General features: G+C 44.8%; 11 protein-coding genes. 3 read left to right on the top strand and 8 right to left on the bottom strand.

Going from position 1 to position 15,659, the window contains the following annotated elements; all coding sequences use genetic code 11:
- Positions 1-53: 53 nt before the first annotated feature.
- The 6 genes from AC58CZ_RS04050 to AC58CZ_RS04025 all read right to left on the bottom strand — a co-directional run bounded on the left by AC58CZ_RS04050 (position 54) and on the right by AC58CZ_RS04025 (position 9,485).
- Positions 54-836, bottom strand: a complete 783-nt coding sequence (locus tag AC58CZ_RS04050) for an enoyl-CoA hydratase (RefSeq protein WP_071001713.1) — start codon at positions 834-836, stop codon at positions 54-56.
- Positions 837-868: 32 nt separating this feature from the next.
- The gene (locus tag AC58CZ_RS04045; protein ID WP_071001714.1) at positions 869-2,029 is read right to left on the bottom strand and encodes an acyl-CoA dehydrogenase family protein; all 1,161 of its coding nucleotides are present in this window, start codon (positions 2,027-2,029) and stop codon (positions 869-871) included.
- A gap of 186 nt (positions 2,030-2,215) precedes the next feature.
- Positions 2,216-3,700 (bottom strand): CoA-acylating methylmalonate-semialdehyde dehydrogenase, encoded by a 1,485-nt coding sequence (locus AC58CZ_RS04040; RefSeq protein WP_071001715.1) that lies wholly within the window; start codon positions 3,698-3,700, stop codon positions 2,216-2,218.
- A gap of 317 nt (positions 3,701-4,017) precedes the next feature.
- On the bottom strand, positions 4,018-6,039 hold the full coding sequence (locus AC58CZ_RS04035) for a propionate--CoA ligase (protein ID WP_071001716.1): 2,022 nt from the start codon (positions 6,037-6,039) through the stop codon (positions 4,018-4,020).
- A gap of 313 nt (positions 6,040-6,352) precedes the next feature.
- Complete coding sequence (locus AC58CZ_RS04030) at positions 6,353-8,023, bottom strand: long-chain-fatty-acid--CoA ligase (RefSeq protein WP_494223390.1); 1,671 nt, start codon at positions 8,021-8,023, stop codon at positions 6,353-6,355.
- Between the two features lie 307 nt (positions 8,024-8,330).
- Positions 8,331-9,485 (bottom strand): MFS transporter, encoded by a 1,155-nt coding sequence (locus AC58CZ_RS04025; RefSeq protein WP_257785224.1) that lies wholly within the window; start codon positions 9,483-9,485, stop codon positions 8,331-8,333.
- Positions 9,486-9,950: 465 nt separating this feature from the next.
- Here AC58CZ_RS04025 and AC58CZ_RS04020 point away from each other — a divergent pair, with 465 nt between their 5' ends.
- Positions 9,951-10,697 carry a hypothetical protein gene (locus tag AC58CZ_RS04020; RefSeq protein WP_071001719.1) on the top strand — a complete coding sequence of 249 codons (747 nt, stop codon included), beginning with the start codon at positions 9,951-9,953 and terminating at the stop codon, positions 10,695-10,697.
- An 88-nt stretch (positions 10,698-10,785) separates the two neighbouring features.
- The gene (locus tag AC58CZ_RS04015) at positions 10,786-11,532 is read left to right on the top strand and encodes a hypothetical protein (protein ID WP_071001720.1); all 747 of its coding nucleotides are present in this window, start codon (positions 10,786-10,788) and stop codon (positions 11,530-11,532) included.
- Positions 11,533-11,739: 207 nt separating this feature from the next.
- Here the strand turns inward: AC58CZ_RS04015 and AC58CZ_RS04010 are convergent, their stop codons facing one another.
- Complete coding sequence (locus tag AC58CZ_RS04010; RefSeq protein ID WP_071001721.1) at positions 11,740-13,107, bottom strand: DASH family cryptochrome; 1,368 nt, start codon at positions 13,105-13,107, stop codon at positions 11,740-11,742.
- A gap of 601 nt (positions 13,108-13,708) precedes the next feature.
- Between AC58CZ_RS04010 and AC58CZ_RS04005 the strand changes: the two genes are divergently transcribed.
- Complete coding sequence (locus tag AC58CZ_RS04005; protein ID WP_071001722.1) at positions 13,709-13,954, top strand: hypothetical protein; 246 nt, start codon at positions 13,709-13,711, stop codon at positions 13,952-13,954.
- A gap of 118 nt (positions 13,955-14,072) precedes the next feature.
- Here AC58CZ_RS04005 and AC58CZ_RS04000 read toward each other — a convergent pair whose 3' ends face one another.
- Complete coding sequence (locus AC58CZ_RS04000) at positions 14,073-15,557, bottom strand: aldehyde dehydrogenase family protein (protein WP_071001723.1); 1,485 nt, start codon at positions 15,555-15,557, stop codon at positions 14,073-14,075.
- Positions 15,558-15,659 lie beyond the last annotated feature (102 nt).

The raw sequence follows: 15,659 nt of genomic DNA, 5'->3' as shown, positions 1-15,659 counted from the left end.
TAAAAAGTTAAATAATGTCATGAGTGTTATGACCCAAGCATTTTAAGCAATGCTTATTTGTTTTGCCAATTGGGTTGACGCTTTTCTAAAAAGGCTTGCACCCCTTCACGCTGATCCATTGTGTCAAATAGCTTAACGAAAGCTTCACGCTCATGAATAAGATTTTGTGCAGGTGGCGTGTCTCTAGCCGCTTGAATCAGCGCTTTAGAATAACTGACGGCGACGGGTGATTGCTTAGCGACTTTTTTTGCCAAATCTTGAGCGGCTTGCAAACCTTCACCTTTTGCCGTGACCTCTTCAACCAGACCGATACGCAATGCGGTCTCTGCATCAACGCGCTCACCGCACAGTATCATGCGCTTGGCCCAACCTTCACCCACTAGCCAAGGTAGGTTTTGCGTACCGCCTGCACAGGGCAGTAATCCCACACCTGTCTCTGGCAGTGCCATCTGGGCGTGCGCTTCTGCGATACGGATATCACACGCGAGCGCACACTCCAGTCCACCGCCCATCGCATAGCCGTTGATGACGGCGATACTGACACCACGATAGGCAGACAGGGCTTCGAACGCCTCACCAAATGCAATCGCCATACTTATCGCACGGCCTTTATCACCATCTGAAAAATTGTTTAAATCTGCACCAGCCGAGAAGAATTTTTCACCATCTCCATGCACGATTAATGCGTAAACATCGTCATTGGCATTGAGATCTGTGATGAGCTGCTTAAGCGCATGCAGACTATCCATCGTCCACGTATGTGCAGGTGGATTGTTCAACGTCAATGTTGCGGTATGACCATCGATCGATAGCTGTAGATTGGTATAATCTGTCATAAAACATCCTTGTTTCAGTAGATCGAGATAAATTAGCGAAGTTGGCTTAGCCCTTCATCTTGCAAGACTTGACGTGAAATAATCACGCGCATGATCTCATTGGTGCCTTCTAAAATTTGATGCACACGTAAGTCTCGTACATGGCGCTCGAGCGGATACTCGTTTAAATACCCATAGCCGCCGTGCAATTGCAGAGCTTCATTGGCAACATCGAAACAAAGGTCGGTAGAGAGACGCTTTGCCATTGCGCAGTAGGTAGACGCTTGCCCATCATTGTTATCGACTTTACTCGCTGCAAGATACAGCATTTGCCGTGCAGCGATGGTCTGAGTCAACATATCAGCAAGTTTAAACTGTACCGACTGTAAGCTAGCAATTGGACTGCCAAATTGACTGCGCTCTTGTACGTAACTGGTTGCCGTCTCTAATGCAGCCTGCGCCGTTCCTACCGCGCAAATACCGATATTGATACGACCACCGTCTAGACCTTTCATCGCGATACGAAAACCTTGACCTTCTTCGCCTATCAGGTTTTCTGCTGGGACTTTGACATCTTTAAAGCTAATCGTTCGTGTCGGCTGTGCTTTCCAGCCCATCTTATGCTCATTTTTGCCGTATTCGATACCAGCACTATTGGCATCTACAACAAACGCTGATACACCTTTTGGCCCAGCACCACCAGTACGCGCCATCACCACCAATACATCGGTCGAGCCTGCGCCAGAGATAAAGGTTTTTTCACCGTTTAATACGTAGTAATCGCCTTGCTTCTCCGCTTTGGTACGGAGTGAGGCCGCATCAGAGCCTGCATTTGGCTCTGTTAAGCAATAGCTGCCAAGCCACTCACCGCTGACCATATTGGGCAAGTATTTTTTGCATAAGGGTTCGCTACCATACTCACCGATCATCCAGGCGGCCATATTATGAATGCTCATATAAGCCGCCACGGACGTATCACCCCATGCCAGCTCTTCGAATACCATTGCTGAGTCGAGTCTTGGCAGGCCCAAGCCATCATATTCTGGATTGGTGTATAGTCCCAAAAAACCAAGCTCACCCGTTTTTTTGATGATGTCCACTGGGAAATGCGAGGTGCGATCCCATTCAGCAGCGTTCGGTTTAAGCTCTTTTTGCGCAAACTGACGGGCTGTTTGACGAAAAGCAACTTGGTCATCGGTCAATGAAAAATCCATAGGGTCATCCTTGTTCTTATAGATCAAATAGAGGGCTTAAATCTCAGATAAACGTCAATAAAAACGCTGGTCAGAGATTTTATAGGACATTAGCGCTATATGATAACGGCATAACGATAATAAAATTGCGTTCAATAGTACCGCAAGTCGTATTAACGTTATACCGAAAATACAGTAATCCGACGATTAAATCGAAATCGTCGTGTTAACACCGCGGCTCGCTTCATCATCGAACCAACGTGCCGTCACTGTCTTCGTCTGAGTATAGAACTGTACGGCTTGCTTGCCATAAGGACCTAGGTCGCCAAGTTTACTGCCACGTGAACCTGAGAATGAGAACATTGGAAGTGGCACAGGAATCGGCAAATTAATACCGATTTGACCGACTTGGATATCTTGTTGGAATTTGTGGGCTGCCGCTCCTGACTGGGTAAATATCGCGGTACCATTGCCATGTGGATTGGCATTAAGCAGTGCAATTGCTTCGTCCAAGCTATCAGCGCGCATAATACACAGTACGGGACCGAATATTTCTTCTTTATAGATTTGCATGTCGCTTGTGACATTATCAAAAATAGTCGGCCCAACAAAGTTACCGTTCTCAAACCCTTCAACAGTAATTCCGCGACCGTCAAGTAGTAAACTTGCGCCCTCTTCTACCCCAGTTCCAATCAAATGCTCGACACGGGCTTTTGCAGCAGGAGAAATCAATGGTCCTAAATCTTTGTCATTTTTACCTGCTGAGACAACTAAACTTTCTGCTTTGGCTTTAATCTCGTCAATCCATTCACCAGCTGCGCCCACTAGCACGACCACTGACAATGCCATACAGCGTTGACCAGCGGCACCGAACGCCGCGCCCGCTAGCTGATTGAGCGTTTGCTCTTTATTGGCATCAGGTAAGATAACACCGTGGTTTTTTGCACCCATCATGCATTGGGCGCGCTTACCTGATTGGCTGGCACGCTCATAGACATGTTTACCAACGTTGGTAGAACCCACAAAAGAAACCGCTTTGATATCTGGATGATCACAGATAGCATCAACGGTAGCCTTGCCACCGTGCACTACGTTCAGCACGCCTTCTGGTACTCCCGCTTCAATCGCTAGCTCAACTAAGCGCATAGTCACCATCGGATCTTGTTCAGACGGTTTTAGGATGAATGTATTACCCGTAGCAATCGCCATTGGGAACATCCATAGCGGAATCATCGCGGGGAAGTTAAACGGCGTAATACCAGCACAAACACCGAGTGGTTGCCAAATACTATAAGTATCAACGCCTGATGCGACGTTTTCTACAAAGTCGCCGATTTGCAAATTGGCGATACCAGCGGCATGCTCTACCACTTCTAGACCGCGGAACACATCACCGCGCGCATCAGCAATCGTTTTGCCTTGCTCTGCGGTCAAGATTTCTGCCAACCCATCCATATGCTCGCGAATAAGTGTTTGATAGGTCAAAAAAATACGCGCACGTGTGGTGATTGGCGTTTTGCGCCAGGTTTCAAACGCTGTCTGTGCGGCGGCAACCGCTTGATTAATCTCATCATTGGTGGTTTGAGGGACTTTTGCGATGACTTCTTGAGTTGCTGGATCGGTGATATCAATCCATTCGTCGGTATTTGATTGTACGAACTGACCATTGATGAGCTGCTGAACGTGGTGCATAAGATATCCTTATCTTTTTTGCGAGACTACCGTGTGACGGTATCTGAGTATTCATTAAAAGTTAAGCGCTATAAATAGTTATTTGCAAAATATTTATAGAAAATAAAATTTTAAAATGATTTATTTTGTATCGTTATTGACTATAACAATAAATCAATTTTACGGTCAAGCGCTTTATCAAAATTTTCGCTAAGTTTGTTTTGTTAAAGGCGATTTATCCAAATAGTAGAAACAAAAAGCCCATGATTGCTCATGAGCTTCTAATAAGATCAACCTAGTTTTTAGGCGGAACCAACATATTTGCTAGCCTATACCAACTAATAATCCTTCATCGATTGCTTAATCGCATCAATAGCGGCTGGATTATCAAGCGTCGACATGTCGCCGGTAGGCCTGTCCTCTGCTAACGCCCGAATAGATCGGCGTAGGATTTTGCCAGAGCGCGTCTTTGGCAATGCCTGCGGGAAATAAATGGCCGCCGGCCTTGCAATACCGCCTAAGGATTTGACCACAGCACCTATGACTTGCTGCTCAATGCGGAAGCGGTTTTCGGTGGTTTCGACTTGCGATTGATCTTTTAGGACGCAGAACGCAATTGGTAGCTCGCCTTTTAGCTCATCTTGGATGCCTACCACAGCGCATTCTGCCATCTCTGGATGAGTACTAATTGCTTCTTCTATCTCTTGCGTACCTATTCGATGGCCTGCGACGTTTATCACGTCATCGGTACGCCCCAAGATGTAAAAGTAACCGTCTTCATCTGTCACTGCATAGTCTGAGGTAGAATACTGCTGGCCATCAAACAGACCAAAGTAGCTGCTGACAAAGCGCTCATCGTTACGCCATACCGTGGTGAGACAGCCAGGTGGTAGTGGCGCTTTAATCGCAAGCAACCCTTTTTCACCCGCCCTGCAAGGTTCACCTGTTTCCTCATTGAGGACTTTCGCTTCATAGCCATACATAGGATAGCCGGGCGAGCCCTGCTTGTGCGGTTTATGATTGAATTTTGGTGTATGGCTCAAGATCGGCCAGCCAGACTCTGTCTGCCAATAGTGATCTAGAATCGGTACGCCTAAATGCTGAGATAACCAATTAGCCGTTGACTCATCAAGCGGCTCACCTGCCAAAAAGAACGACTTGACACTAGACACATCGTAGCGCGTCATCCAGCTTTCATCTTGCTTTTTGAGCATACGTACGCCTGTAGGCGCCGTAAATAGAATATTAACTTTATTAGCTTCAACGATACGCCACCAGATACCTGGGTTCGGTAAGTGTGGTAAGCCTTCGTACATAACACTGGTCATACCCGCTAGCAGTGGCGCATAAATCGTATACGAATGCCCAACCGCCCAGCCAATATCTGATATCGCCCAGAATGTCTCGCCTGCCTTACCATCATAGACATAATCCATCGAGGTCGTCAGCGCGACTGCATAACCACCAGTATCACGTTGCACCCCTTTTGGTGTGCCAGTCGTACCAGAGGTATAAAGCAGATAGGACGGTGTGTTGGATTCAAGCCAAACTGGTGCCACAACTGCATGGGCCTCGCAGCTGTGACGTCGTTCAGTCGCATAATCGACGTCAACACCTCTCGGCTCAAACGGTAAAATACCACGATTGACAACTAATACATGCTCAGGCTTGGTTGCTGCTTGTTCAACGCCTTGATTGACGAGATTTTTATAGTTAATAACCTTACCATCACGCAGACTTGCATCCACTGTAATGACCATTTTTGCCTCAGCATCATCCATGCGGATCGCCAAGTTATGCGCGGCAAATCCGCCAAATACGACTGAGTGTATAGCACCAATGCGAGCACAAGCCAGCATGGCATATGCTGCTTCTAGAATCATTGGCATATAGATAATGACACAGTCGCCTTTGCCAATACCATGACGCTGTAGCACGTCTGCGAAGTAATTCACTTCTTTGTATAAATCATTATAAGTCAGGCGGCGCTTGGCATAATCTGTATAAAACTCAACGTTATTGCCCAGATCTTTAAACGAATCAACGACCGCTGGAAAGGTTTCTATTAACTCTTGATTGATCTCTGATGACACCCACACAAAGGCATCTTGCTCTGCACGGTCTGGCAGATGACGATCGACACAGTTATAGCAAAGATTGGTTTCACCGCCAACAAACCATTTCGCAAAAGGCAGATTGCTGTCATCGAGAATCTGCTCAGGCTCTTTATGCCAGTAGATGCGCTTTGCTTGCTCAGCCCAAAAATTCTCTCGAGCCATAATGGAATCATGATAAATATCCGCGAACGTGGGCACGTCTGCCGCTAGAGTAGAGACTGGGTGTTGGGCGTGGTCGCTCATAGTAGCTGTCCTTAGCATAAACGAGAAATGGGATAAGATTTTTTATAATCGGCGCATTGGTAAGTTGTTATTGCACTTGTATCGCGTGATATGATCTTTGTACGCGATTGGCTTTATCAACGCTACACTGTTGTGACTGCGGTAAACAATGTCCTGATAAATACTGGTCATCCTTGCCAGAATTAAAAAACCGATACGTTATGTATCGGTTTAAAATGTAGCAGAGCCCATCACAAAGGTCAACTGTTAAGCGTGCAACACGCATTACATTTTGATGAGCACAAGCGTTTTGACATTCAATCGATAGATAATATTATACTTGAGTTTGATTGGCATACATCTCACGCATGACTTTTTTGTCATGCTTGCCAACAGAGGTTTTTGGCAGTTCATCAACGAATTTAAATTGACTTGGCACGCCATATTTAGGAATGATACCGCGCTCTACCGCTTTTTCTGCAATGGCTTTAATATCGTCAGCACTGGTTTCTTGAGCATTTGGTTTTAGTACCACCAAAGCCAACGGGCGCTCGCCCCATTGCTTATCCCGAACGCCAATCACTGAGACATCCGCTACGGATGGATGCAGTGATAAAATCGTCTCAATCTCAAGCGATGAGATCCACTCGCCCCCTGATTTGATCACATCTTTTAGGCGATCAGTGATTTTAATATAACCATCAGGACGTATGTAAGCGATGTCTTGAGTGTGCATATAGCCACTCTCCCACAGCTCCTTACCAGCGTCGTCATTTTTGAAATAGCTTTGGGTCAACCAAGGTGCCCGTAGCACCAGCTCACCCGTATTCTCTTGACCCTTACCTACTGGTTTGTTGCCCTCACCCCATACTTGTGCATCGACCATAAGCACTGGCTTACCTGTCATACAGCGACGGGCGATGTCTTCATCTTCCGTCATTTCAGGCTCATTGAGACTAAATTCAGTCAGACTGATAAGCGGTGCCGTCTCTGACATACCGTAGCCGGTGTAAACTTCGATGCCTTGAGACATTGCTGTTTTTGCTAGCCCTTCGGTCAATCTTGAACCACCAATGATCATTTTTAGCCCATTAAAGCTGGCATCGCGATCTTGCGCCTCTTTGAGCACCATCTGCAAAATCGTTGGCACACAATGTGTGATACTCACCTTTTCATTGAGGATCAAATCCAGCAAGCTATCAGGCGCATAACGTCCTGGATAGACTTGCTTTAGACCCACCATCGTTGCTGTAAATGGGAAACCCCATGCGTGTACGTGGAACATCGGCGTCATCGGCATATAGACATCACCGTAGCTAACACCTTGCTTATTTGGTAGCATACCCAATGTTGCCGCTTCCGCTAGACTGTGCAGTACCAACTGACGGTGACTAAAGAAAACGCCTTTGGGATTCCCTGTCGTACCTGAGGTATAAAAGGTCGTCGCGATGGTATTTTCATCAAAGTCTGGAAAGTCAAAATGACTATCAGCAGCTTCTAGCAATGCTTCATACTCGCCTGTCACGCGGCTTTGATTACTGCCAAAAACCCCTTCAGCGGCCAAACCATTGTCGTCTAGCCAAATAATGTGCTCGATACTAGAATTTTCAAATTGATAGTCTTTGACCAATGGCGCAAACTCAGAGTTTAGCATCAGCACTTTAGGCTTGGCATGGTTGATGGTGTAGAGGACTTTTTCTGGTGATAGACGGATATTGACAGTTTGTAGAATGTACTCTGACATCGGTACCGCAAAATAAGACTCAAGATAGCGATTGCTGTCCCAGTCCATAACGGCAACGATGTCGCCTGCATCAAGGTTCAGGTCAGCAAGTACGTTTGCCAAGCGATTGATACGCTCAAACAAGTCCTTGTAAGTGAGTCGCTTTTTGTCCGCATAGACAATCTCTTGGTCTTGTGACACTGTTTTTGCACGGTTTAAGAGCTGCTTGACCAGTAATGGATAATCATAGGCAGAGGGGGCACCATGGTACATATTTGACATAGACCTAATTTCCTTGTTTGTCGCGCTTATAAGTTATAGATAGTAATAAATAAGTAGCAATAAGACATACTAATACAGAATGAACCGCTATAACCACACTATTTTTATAATATAGAGTCATTATTACTGTTGATAGCGTCCTGCTGAATACCAATCGGTTTTGGCGCAGTAAAAGCAACAAGCTTCACTGACCGCAATAAGATTGAATACCTCTTTGATAGTAAGAAAAAACCATCACCATGTAAAGCGACCTTACATTACGTATCATAAGACGGGTAACCAAACATAGATAATACCTGATATACCGTTAAGTGGCGCGTCTTGTCGTTTTAATCATCCCAAAACTGGCTATCAAGAGTGCCAATACCTGAACAAACAATAACAACCATACGGTAAGAGACCACTGCCCTCGCGCATAGGCTATACCACCCAGCCACGCTCCAAGTGTACCGCCTGTGTAATAGCCCATGTAATATAAGCCTGATGCCAATGATCGACCTTTTTTGACATTAACAGCAATATAGCTGATGGTCGCTGACTGCGTAATAAACACACCAGATGACATAACAGCAAGTCCTATGATTACCCCCCATAGTGGGGTCACCAAGGTCAACAGAACTCCAATCATGGAGATAATGATGGCTACCCGAACCGTACGTGCTGAGCCAAACCGGCGCAGCAAGGTCGTTGATAGTGGCGTAATAATCACACCAAGCAAATACACGGCAAAAATATTGGCGAGCGCACCTGTACCAAGCTCATAAGGCTTATCCGCCAAATGTAAGTTGATAAAAGTGAAGCAGCCTACAAGGGAGAACAGCACACAAGCGCCAAGCAAACAAGCGGTCACCACATAACGATTGGTGACATGCTCACCTAACGTCTGTATCGCTGAGCGAAAATTAGGATTGGCCTCAAAGTGACGAGACGATGGTAGCATATTGCCAACCCATATCGCTCCCAGCAGCGTCATCGCTGTCATCACATAGTAACCGTCACGCCAGCCAATCAGCTCATGCAAATGCCCCATCAAAAACCGGCCCATAAAGCCGCCAAGCACGCTTCCTGACACATAAAAGGACATCAGATCAGTCATTGCTCGGCCCTCAAACTCCTCACCGATATAAGCAATCGTCACCACCGTAATACCGGGTACAGACAGTCCTTGCATAAAACGCCAAATACCGACCCATTCAATACTCGAGCTTTGGGCAATCAGCGCTGTTGGTATGGCCAAAAATAACAAAGCACCGACGATAAAGGATTTGCGCCCGACGGCATCTGAGAGCATACCCAAAAATGGTGACATGATGGCAATGGCCAATACAGTAGCGCCAACGATCATGCCCGCTTGCACTTCCGTCGCAGAAAAGTCCACCATCATGACTGGCAGCACGGCTTGGATAGAGTACACCTGTAAAAAAGCAAACATACCAATCAGGCCAATCGTGAGCTTTAATATCCACGACGTAGAGTGACTGGATGAGGCTACTGCCTTTGGTGCAAAATTTTGATTTTTATCTTTAGAATTATTCACAAGGGCGCTTACTATAATTGATTATGCTATGACAAGGAGGCGTCATTGGCTTGGATAATGAAAGAATATAATGTGAAACTATGAAGGAGGTGCACAGCCATACAGGATATCTATTTATCATAATGACCAGAAAAGCATGTTAGCACACCAACCGATATACTCAGGTTTAAATGTGTTATTGGCGCTTGGTTAGACTCTCCATTTAGAATAAAGACTTGGATCTATACCCTCAATGATGACATTTACCTAACAACTTTTTATTTTTACACATCTATATTGCTTATATCTTTTCTATTACAGACTTTACGCGCTCAAAAATCAATAATCATAGGGTGCTACCTATCAATAAGCAAAATAATTGAACAACTAAATGATTAAGGAGTCATGTCAATGAATGATGAGATTTACGATTTAGGTGCAGGATTTTGGAGTATTCGAGGGTCATTTATAAAAAACGGCATTATAGATATCGGCGTCCAATGTGCGCTTATAAAGCTATCATCAGGCCGATTTATTTTTTTGGACAGCTATACTTTAAAAGACGAGGTTCGTCAGCAAGTGATGGCATTGACCAATGATGGTCAAGATGTCGAAGCCGTCTTAAATGTTCATCCATTTCATACGATACATTGTGCGCAAATGGTCAAAGACTTTCCGCAAGCCACGTTTTACGGTAGTAGTCGACACCCAAAACAAGTACCAGAAGTAAGCTGGGCAGAGGATTTGGTCGAAAGCGATGCGGTCGCTGAGCGTTATCCTGAGCTGAAGTTCTCCCTACCTCAGGGCATCTACTACATCGCCCCTGATGAGTCAGTCCATGCAAGCTCACTATTGGTCTATCATCCTGCCAGCCAAAGTATATATGTCGATGATACGTTTGAGATACCACCTTCTAAGCTGTTTGATGCCGTACAGCCAAACCTAGGTTTACACCCCACCACCAAACAAGCACTAAAAGATGAGCCCGACGCTGGCAAAGCCTATTGTGATTGGGCGATAGATCTTGCACACGAATGGCGCAGCGTACATCATTTTTGCGGTGCACATTCAGGATTAGTCGTATTTGAAGAAGGCCAATTTGAAGCAGCGTTATTATCTGCTATTGATAACGCGCGTAGCGAGCTTGAGGCAAAATAACGACTCTAAGAAAAACGTAAAATATAAAAATTTCGACAAGAAAAACAATCACTTGTTGATTCAATCTATTACATAAGGAAAACGATAAATGTCAGATAAAATTCATGATTTAGGGGCAGGATTTTGGAACATACGCGGGTCATTCCGTATCGGCGGTGTGATAAACATTGGTACCCAGTGCTCACTGGTCAAGCTATCCTCAGGACGCTTTGTCTTTTTGGACAGCTACGCCTTAACAGGTGACGTTCGAGACGAAGTCATGGCGCTCACCAATAATGGTCAAGATGTCGAGGCGGTGCTAAACGTTCATCCATTCCATACTGTATATTGTGCGCAAATGGCAAAAGACTTCCCTCAAGCCACGTTTTACGGCAGTAGTCGCCATCATAAAAAGATACCAGAAGTGCGCTGGGCTGACGATTTGGTAGAGAGTGACGCGGTTGCTGAACGCTATCCTGAGCTTAAATTTTCAATGTCAGAGGGCATTTACTATATATCGCCTAATGAGATGATTCATGCAGGCTCCTTGTTGGCCTATCATCCTGCCAGCCAAAGCTTACACGTTGATGATACGTTTATGAGTCCGCCCATCAAGCTACTAGAAGCGGTATTGCCTGAGCTGATATTGCACCCTACCACCAAAAAAGCACTCAAAGACAAGCCAAATGCAGGCGCACAATATTGCGACTGGGCAACCAACCTAGCACATGAGTGGCGCGATGTTCGAAATTTTTGTGCCGCACACTCTTATCTTGTTAGGTTCAAAGACGGTGAGTTTGAGAAGGCACTGATAAAAGCCATTGATAAAGCTCGACCCAAACTTATCAAAGCCTAATCTCTTCTTATATTGATATCGCGTAATGATAAAAAAGGGGCTAAAAGATAGCCCCTTTTTACCACGTGCTTATTAAGTCGCATGAGAGTAGTCTGGCGGTCGCTATCTGTATACTCTAGTATCGCTATGTTTAATGCAAAAGAGCATGATGTGTCATTGAAGCGCTGCCACGACTAAAGAGACAACCAAGATAGTGGTCGCTTATGATTAGCTGTCTTGTTTTAATACCCCTTGCCACTGATGGATAAACTCACCGTTTGGATCATATTGCTGGGTTTGTTTATCAAGATTAAATTGCCGACATCCTCTTGGATCCGCCCCCACGCCCGCCAGATATTGCCAATTCCCCCAGTTACTGGCGACGTCATAATCGATAAGATGCTGCTCAAAGTAAGTCGCCCCATAACGCCAATCAAGACCCAACTCATGGATAAAGCAACTGGCGACTAACTGTCGTCCACGGTTTGACATATATCCTGTTGCCTTCAGTTGATGCATACAGGTGTTGACAATAGGATATGCTGTATCACCATTTCTCCATTGTTCTAATTTTTTCTGATCCAGTTGGGTTGATGGCGTGTGCTGACCAATACCTTTAAACCAGAATAATTTTTGCTGATGGGTGACAGCGTACCAATAAAAATATTCACGCCAAAGCAGCTCAAACCATATCCAATAAGTGGATTCATTTGCGATGACATCACGCTCATAATGGCGCAGTCGATTCAATACAGTATTGACAGACAACGAGCCATTCGCCAGCCAAGCAGAAAATTTTGTGGAATGCGTCCATTCATCAAGCGCGTTTCGTGTGATTTTATAAGTACTTGGCGCGTCGGAATTAAAATAATTCTTTAAGTGATTTAGCCCGTTCGACTCACCACCTTTGAAATTAGGCGCTTGCTGTTTTTGTTGGGAGATTGCCTGCGCATTATCTTCGCCTACTTTAAAGAAGTACTCGCACCTATCCACCAGACTCTCAGGTATTGGGGCCAATCGCTCTGGCGTCGCGCAAATAGTGATGTCTTGTGCTGCATGCAATAAATCATAATCTGCTTCAATTTTTTTGCGGAACTGCGTAAAGCTTTTGGGCAAATCATTTAGCGGTAATTCATCAAACAAAGTAGCCGTTGTCTCAATATGCCAACATATCTGTGGATGTTTATTCTGTAGTCGTACATATATTTGGTTCTGATAATAATCAGCCGTTTGACTCACACAGATATCTGTCACCTGCTGCGCTTCAATGAGCTCATTCAACTGCATGAAGGTATTCGGTGACGTTGGGGTTTTGTGTAGATGTAGCAACTTGTTACCAAGCAGCTCTAATGATGTATTTAAGTCCGCCAAACTCTCTTGCAAAAATTGCTGGCGGGCGATGCCTATCGTGTCATAATGATAAGCAGCCTGAGAGTTTTGATTGTCCAATATATCCATCAAGGATGAGGCATAAACCAGTAATAATCGCCCATCACGCGCGAGCTTGGCGGCTTTCGATAACGTGGCATTATCCATTACTCGCAGGTCATTGTGAAAGAGAACCAATACATTTTTACCAGATAGCTGATGGGACATGGCATAAACCTCTTATTGTTCGATAGCTTTTAATTAGAGCGTGTTGAACATTCGACCATGGCACTGACAGCGACTATTTTTTAGGCGATTCGAGGTTAAAAATAATAAGTTTAGTCATTCTAAGCGCTTATTTTTAACGATGAAGCGGCAAAAAAGAGTCCTGTCCCCTGCTTTTATCGTTGGGGCTGATGCTAACNAAAATAATAAGTTTAGTCATTCTAAGCGCTTATTTTTAACGATGAAGCGGCAAAAAAGAGTCCTGTCCCCTGCTTTTATCGTTGGGGCTGATGCTAACATTGCCCCATACTGCGTTACAAATCTCGCTAAGGCATCTGCATTATCGTCGCTTTGTGCCTTGTCTGGAACAATTTTAGCGATCAGCAGTGCCTATTTGCGAATGTTCAACACGCCCTAATCTCAATACTCTTTTTTTATTGGGCTTTATTATAAAATAGCATATCTTGCTTACGACAAGTTTGGTATTGACTCATGGCATTAATAACCTACTAGCAAGGTAGTAATTATCCAAGCTAAAATCTACTTATCGCCATTGACTCTCATGCTCCGGACTGCTTAAATGGCCTACCTCTAGGAGAATACCATGACTGAAAAAAATATCGCTGAAGAGAACAAATCGGATGAAAAACGTAAACTTATCAATCAATTCTTGATGAGACTGACAAAAGAGCAGCCACAAATGTATTATGCCACCACCTCTGAGATATCTCGGAGCATCCATACCATGATAAAAGAACATACCAATCGCTTGTCAGTAGAAGAGCAAGCGCTGGTCAGACGTATGAGTATCGAAGAGATTGAAGGGTTATTGGGCTTTCATGCTAGATAGATGACTAGACTATAGACTAATTGTCATATAAGTAGGTTCAAGCACAACCATCGAACATCACAAAAAAAGACCGCTATCGAAGCGGTCTTTTTTTATTATTTATCGTAGTGCAATGCTATTAGAACGGATACTGACGTGGCTCGTTTTGCATTGAAATCCAATGTGTTCTGGTGAACTCTTCTAGTACCCATTCACCGTTAAAGCGACCGATACCTGAGTTTTTTTCACCACCAAATGGCGTATTGCTTTCGTCATTGACCGAGATGTCATTGATATGGGTCATACCTGCTCTGATACCACGAGCAAAACGCAAACCTTTTTGCATATCAGCAGTGAATACCGCACTAGATAGGCCATACATAGAGTCATTGGCGATTGATAATGCATCGTCTTCGTCTTTAGCACGAATGATACCAACCAATGGGCCAAATACTTCATTACAGGATAGATCCATCTCGCGAGTGACTTCAGTAAAGATATGCGGCGGTACGACTTGGCCTTCAATCTCACCACTGAGTATCATTTTCGCGCCTTCGTCCTGCGCTTTGGCGATTTTATCTTTGAGCGATTTGAGTTGTTTTTCGTTGATGATAGGGCCAACAGCCGTATCTTGCTTATTAGGATCACCGACATTCAATGTTTTGACATGTGCCAAGAAACGCTCTACGAAGTCATCATATATCTCGTCTTCCACGACAACCCTATTGATCGCGATACAGATTTGGCCTTGATGCAAGAATTTACCGAAGGCAGCTGCTTTGACTGCTTGCTCAATGTCAGCATCCTTGAGTACCACAAATGGACTGTTGCCGCCAAGCTCAAGCGCGACTTGTTTGATATACTCACCGCCATTTGCTAGCTCACCGATGTGCTGGCCTACTGAGGTTGAGCCTGTGAATGATACTAAGCTTGGCGCTTTGTGCTCGACGATGGCATCGCCTATCTCACTACCGGAGCCGACCACGACGTTTAATAGACCTTTTGGCAGACCCGCTTCTTCAAACACTTTTGCTAGTAGTAAGCCACCTGTCACTGGTGTGTCGCTTGCTGGCTTTAATACAACCGCATTACCAAGGGCTAATGCTGGTGCGATAGAACGCTGGGTTAAATGCAGCGGAAAGTTCCATGGGCTAATGACTGCTACCACTCCGATGGGCTCACGGTAAATGAAGTTTTCTTTGCCAGGAGTGTTAGAGGGGCGAATCTCACCGTGTACGCGGTTAGGAAAAGACGCTGCTTCAAGCGTGATGGCACGTGCCGAGCTAAATTCAACCATGGCTTTAATGCGTGTACTGCCCGACTCTTTGATCAACCAGTCAACGATTTCATCTTGGCGCTGATCTAGGATACTGACTACCTTATACATAACAGCTGCACGCTCAGCTGGCGTCGTTTTTGCCCATTTGGCTTGCGCTTGGTCGGCAGCATCGTATGCTTCATCAAGCTGGTCTTTAGTCGCTTGCTGAATTTCTACAATCGTATCGCCATTGTAGGGATTGGTATCAGTATTAATGCTATCATCTTTACCTTTTTGCCATTCACCGCCAATGAATTGCAAATGAAAATCGCTATAGGCATTACTGTTATTATCATTGCTTGACATAATTATCCTTATTTTTGCTTTGTTATATAAAAATTTATTTTCAGTACTTTGAATAAAATAGTTGAAGCTGTCTTATAGGTAAGATACTCACAGTTATGGTTA

The sequence above is a fragment of the Psychrobacter sp. CR212 genome (genome assembly GCF_059693765.1).
Note: the sequence above shows the minus strand (reverse complement) of the source record. Positions and strands in the feature narration are given on the sequence as shown.

Coding starts and splice junctions, on each gene's coding strand:
- AC58CZ_RS04040 (WP_071001715.1), bottom strand. CDS start 3,700: ATGCACCACGTTCAGCAGCTCATCAATGGTCAGTTCGTACAATCAAAT.
- AC58CZ_RS04035 (WP_071001716.1), bottom strand. CDS start 6,039: ATGAGCGACCACGCCCAACACCCAGTCTCTACTCTAGCGGCAGACGTG.
- AC58CZ_RS04050 (WP_071001713.1), bottom strand. CDS start 836: ATGACAGATTATACCAATCTACAGCTATCGATCGATGGTCATACCGCA.
- AC58CZ_RS04030 (WP_494223390.1), bottom strand. CDS start 8,023: ATGTCAAATATGTACCATGGTGCCCCCTCTGCCTATGATTATCCATTA.
- AC58CZ_RS04045 (WP_071001714.1), bottom strand. CDS start 2,029: ATGGATTTTTCATTGACCGATGACCAAGTTGCTTTTCGTCAAACAGCC.
- AC58CZ_RS04000 (WP_071001723.1), bottom strand. CDS start 15,557: ATGTCAAGCAATGATAATAACAGTAATGCCTATAGCGATTTTCATTTG.
- AC58CZ_RS04005 (WP_071001722.1), top strand. CDS start 13,709: ATGACTGAAAAAAATATCGCTGAAGAGAACAAATCGGATGAAAAACGT.
- AC58CZ_RS04010 (WP_071001721.1), bottom strand. CDS start 13,107: ATGTCCCATCAGCTATCTGGTAAAAATGTATTGGTTCTCTTTCACAAT.
- AC58CZ_RS04015 (WP_071001720.1), top strand. CDS start 10,786: ATGTCAGATAAAATTCATGATTTAGGGGCAGGATTTTGGAACATACGC.
- AC58CZ_RS04020 (WP_071001719.1), top strand. CDS start 9,951: ATGAATGATGAGATTTACGATTTAGGTGCAGGATTTTGGAGTATTCGA.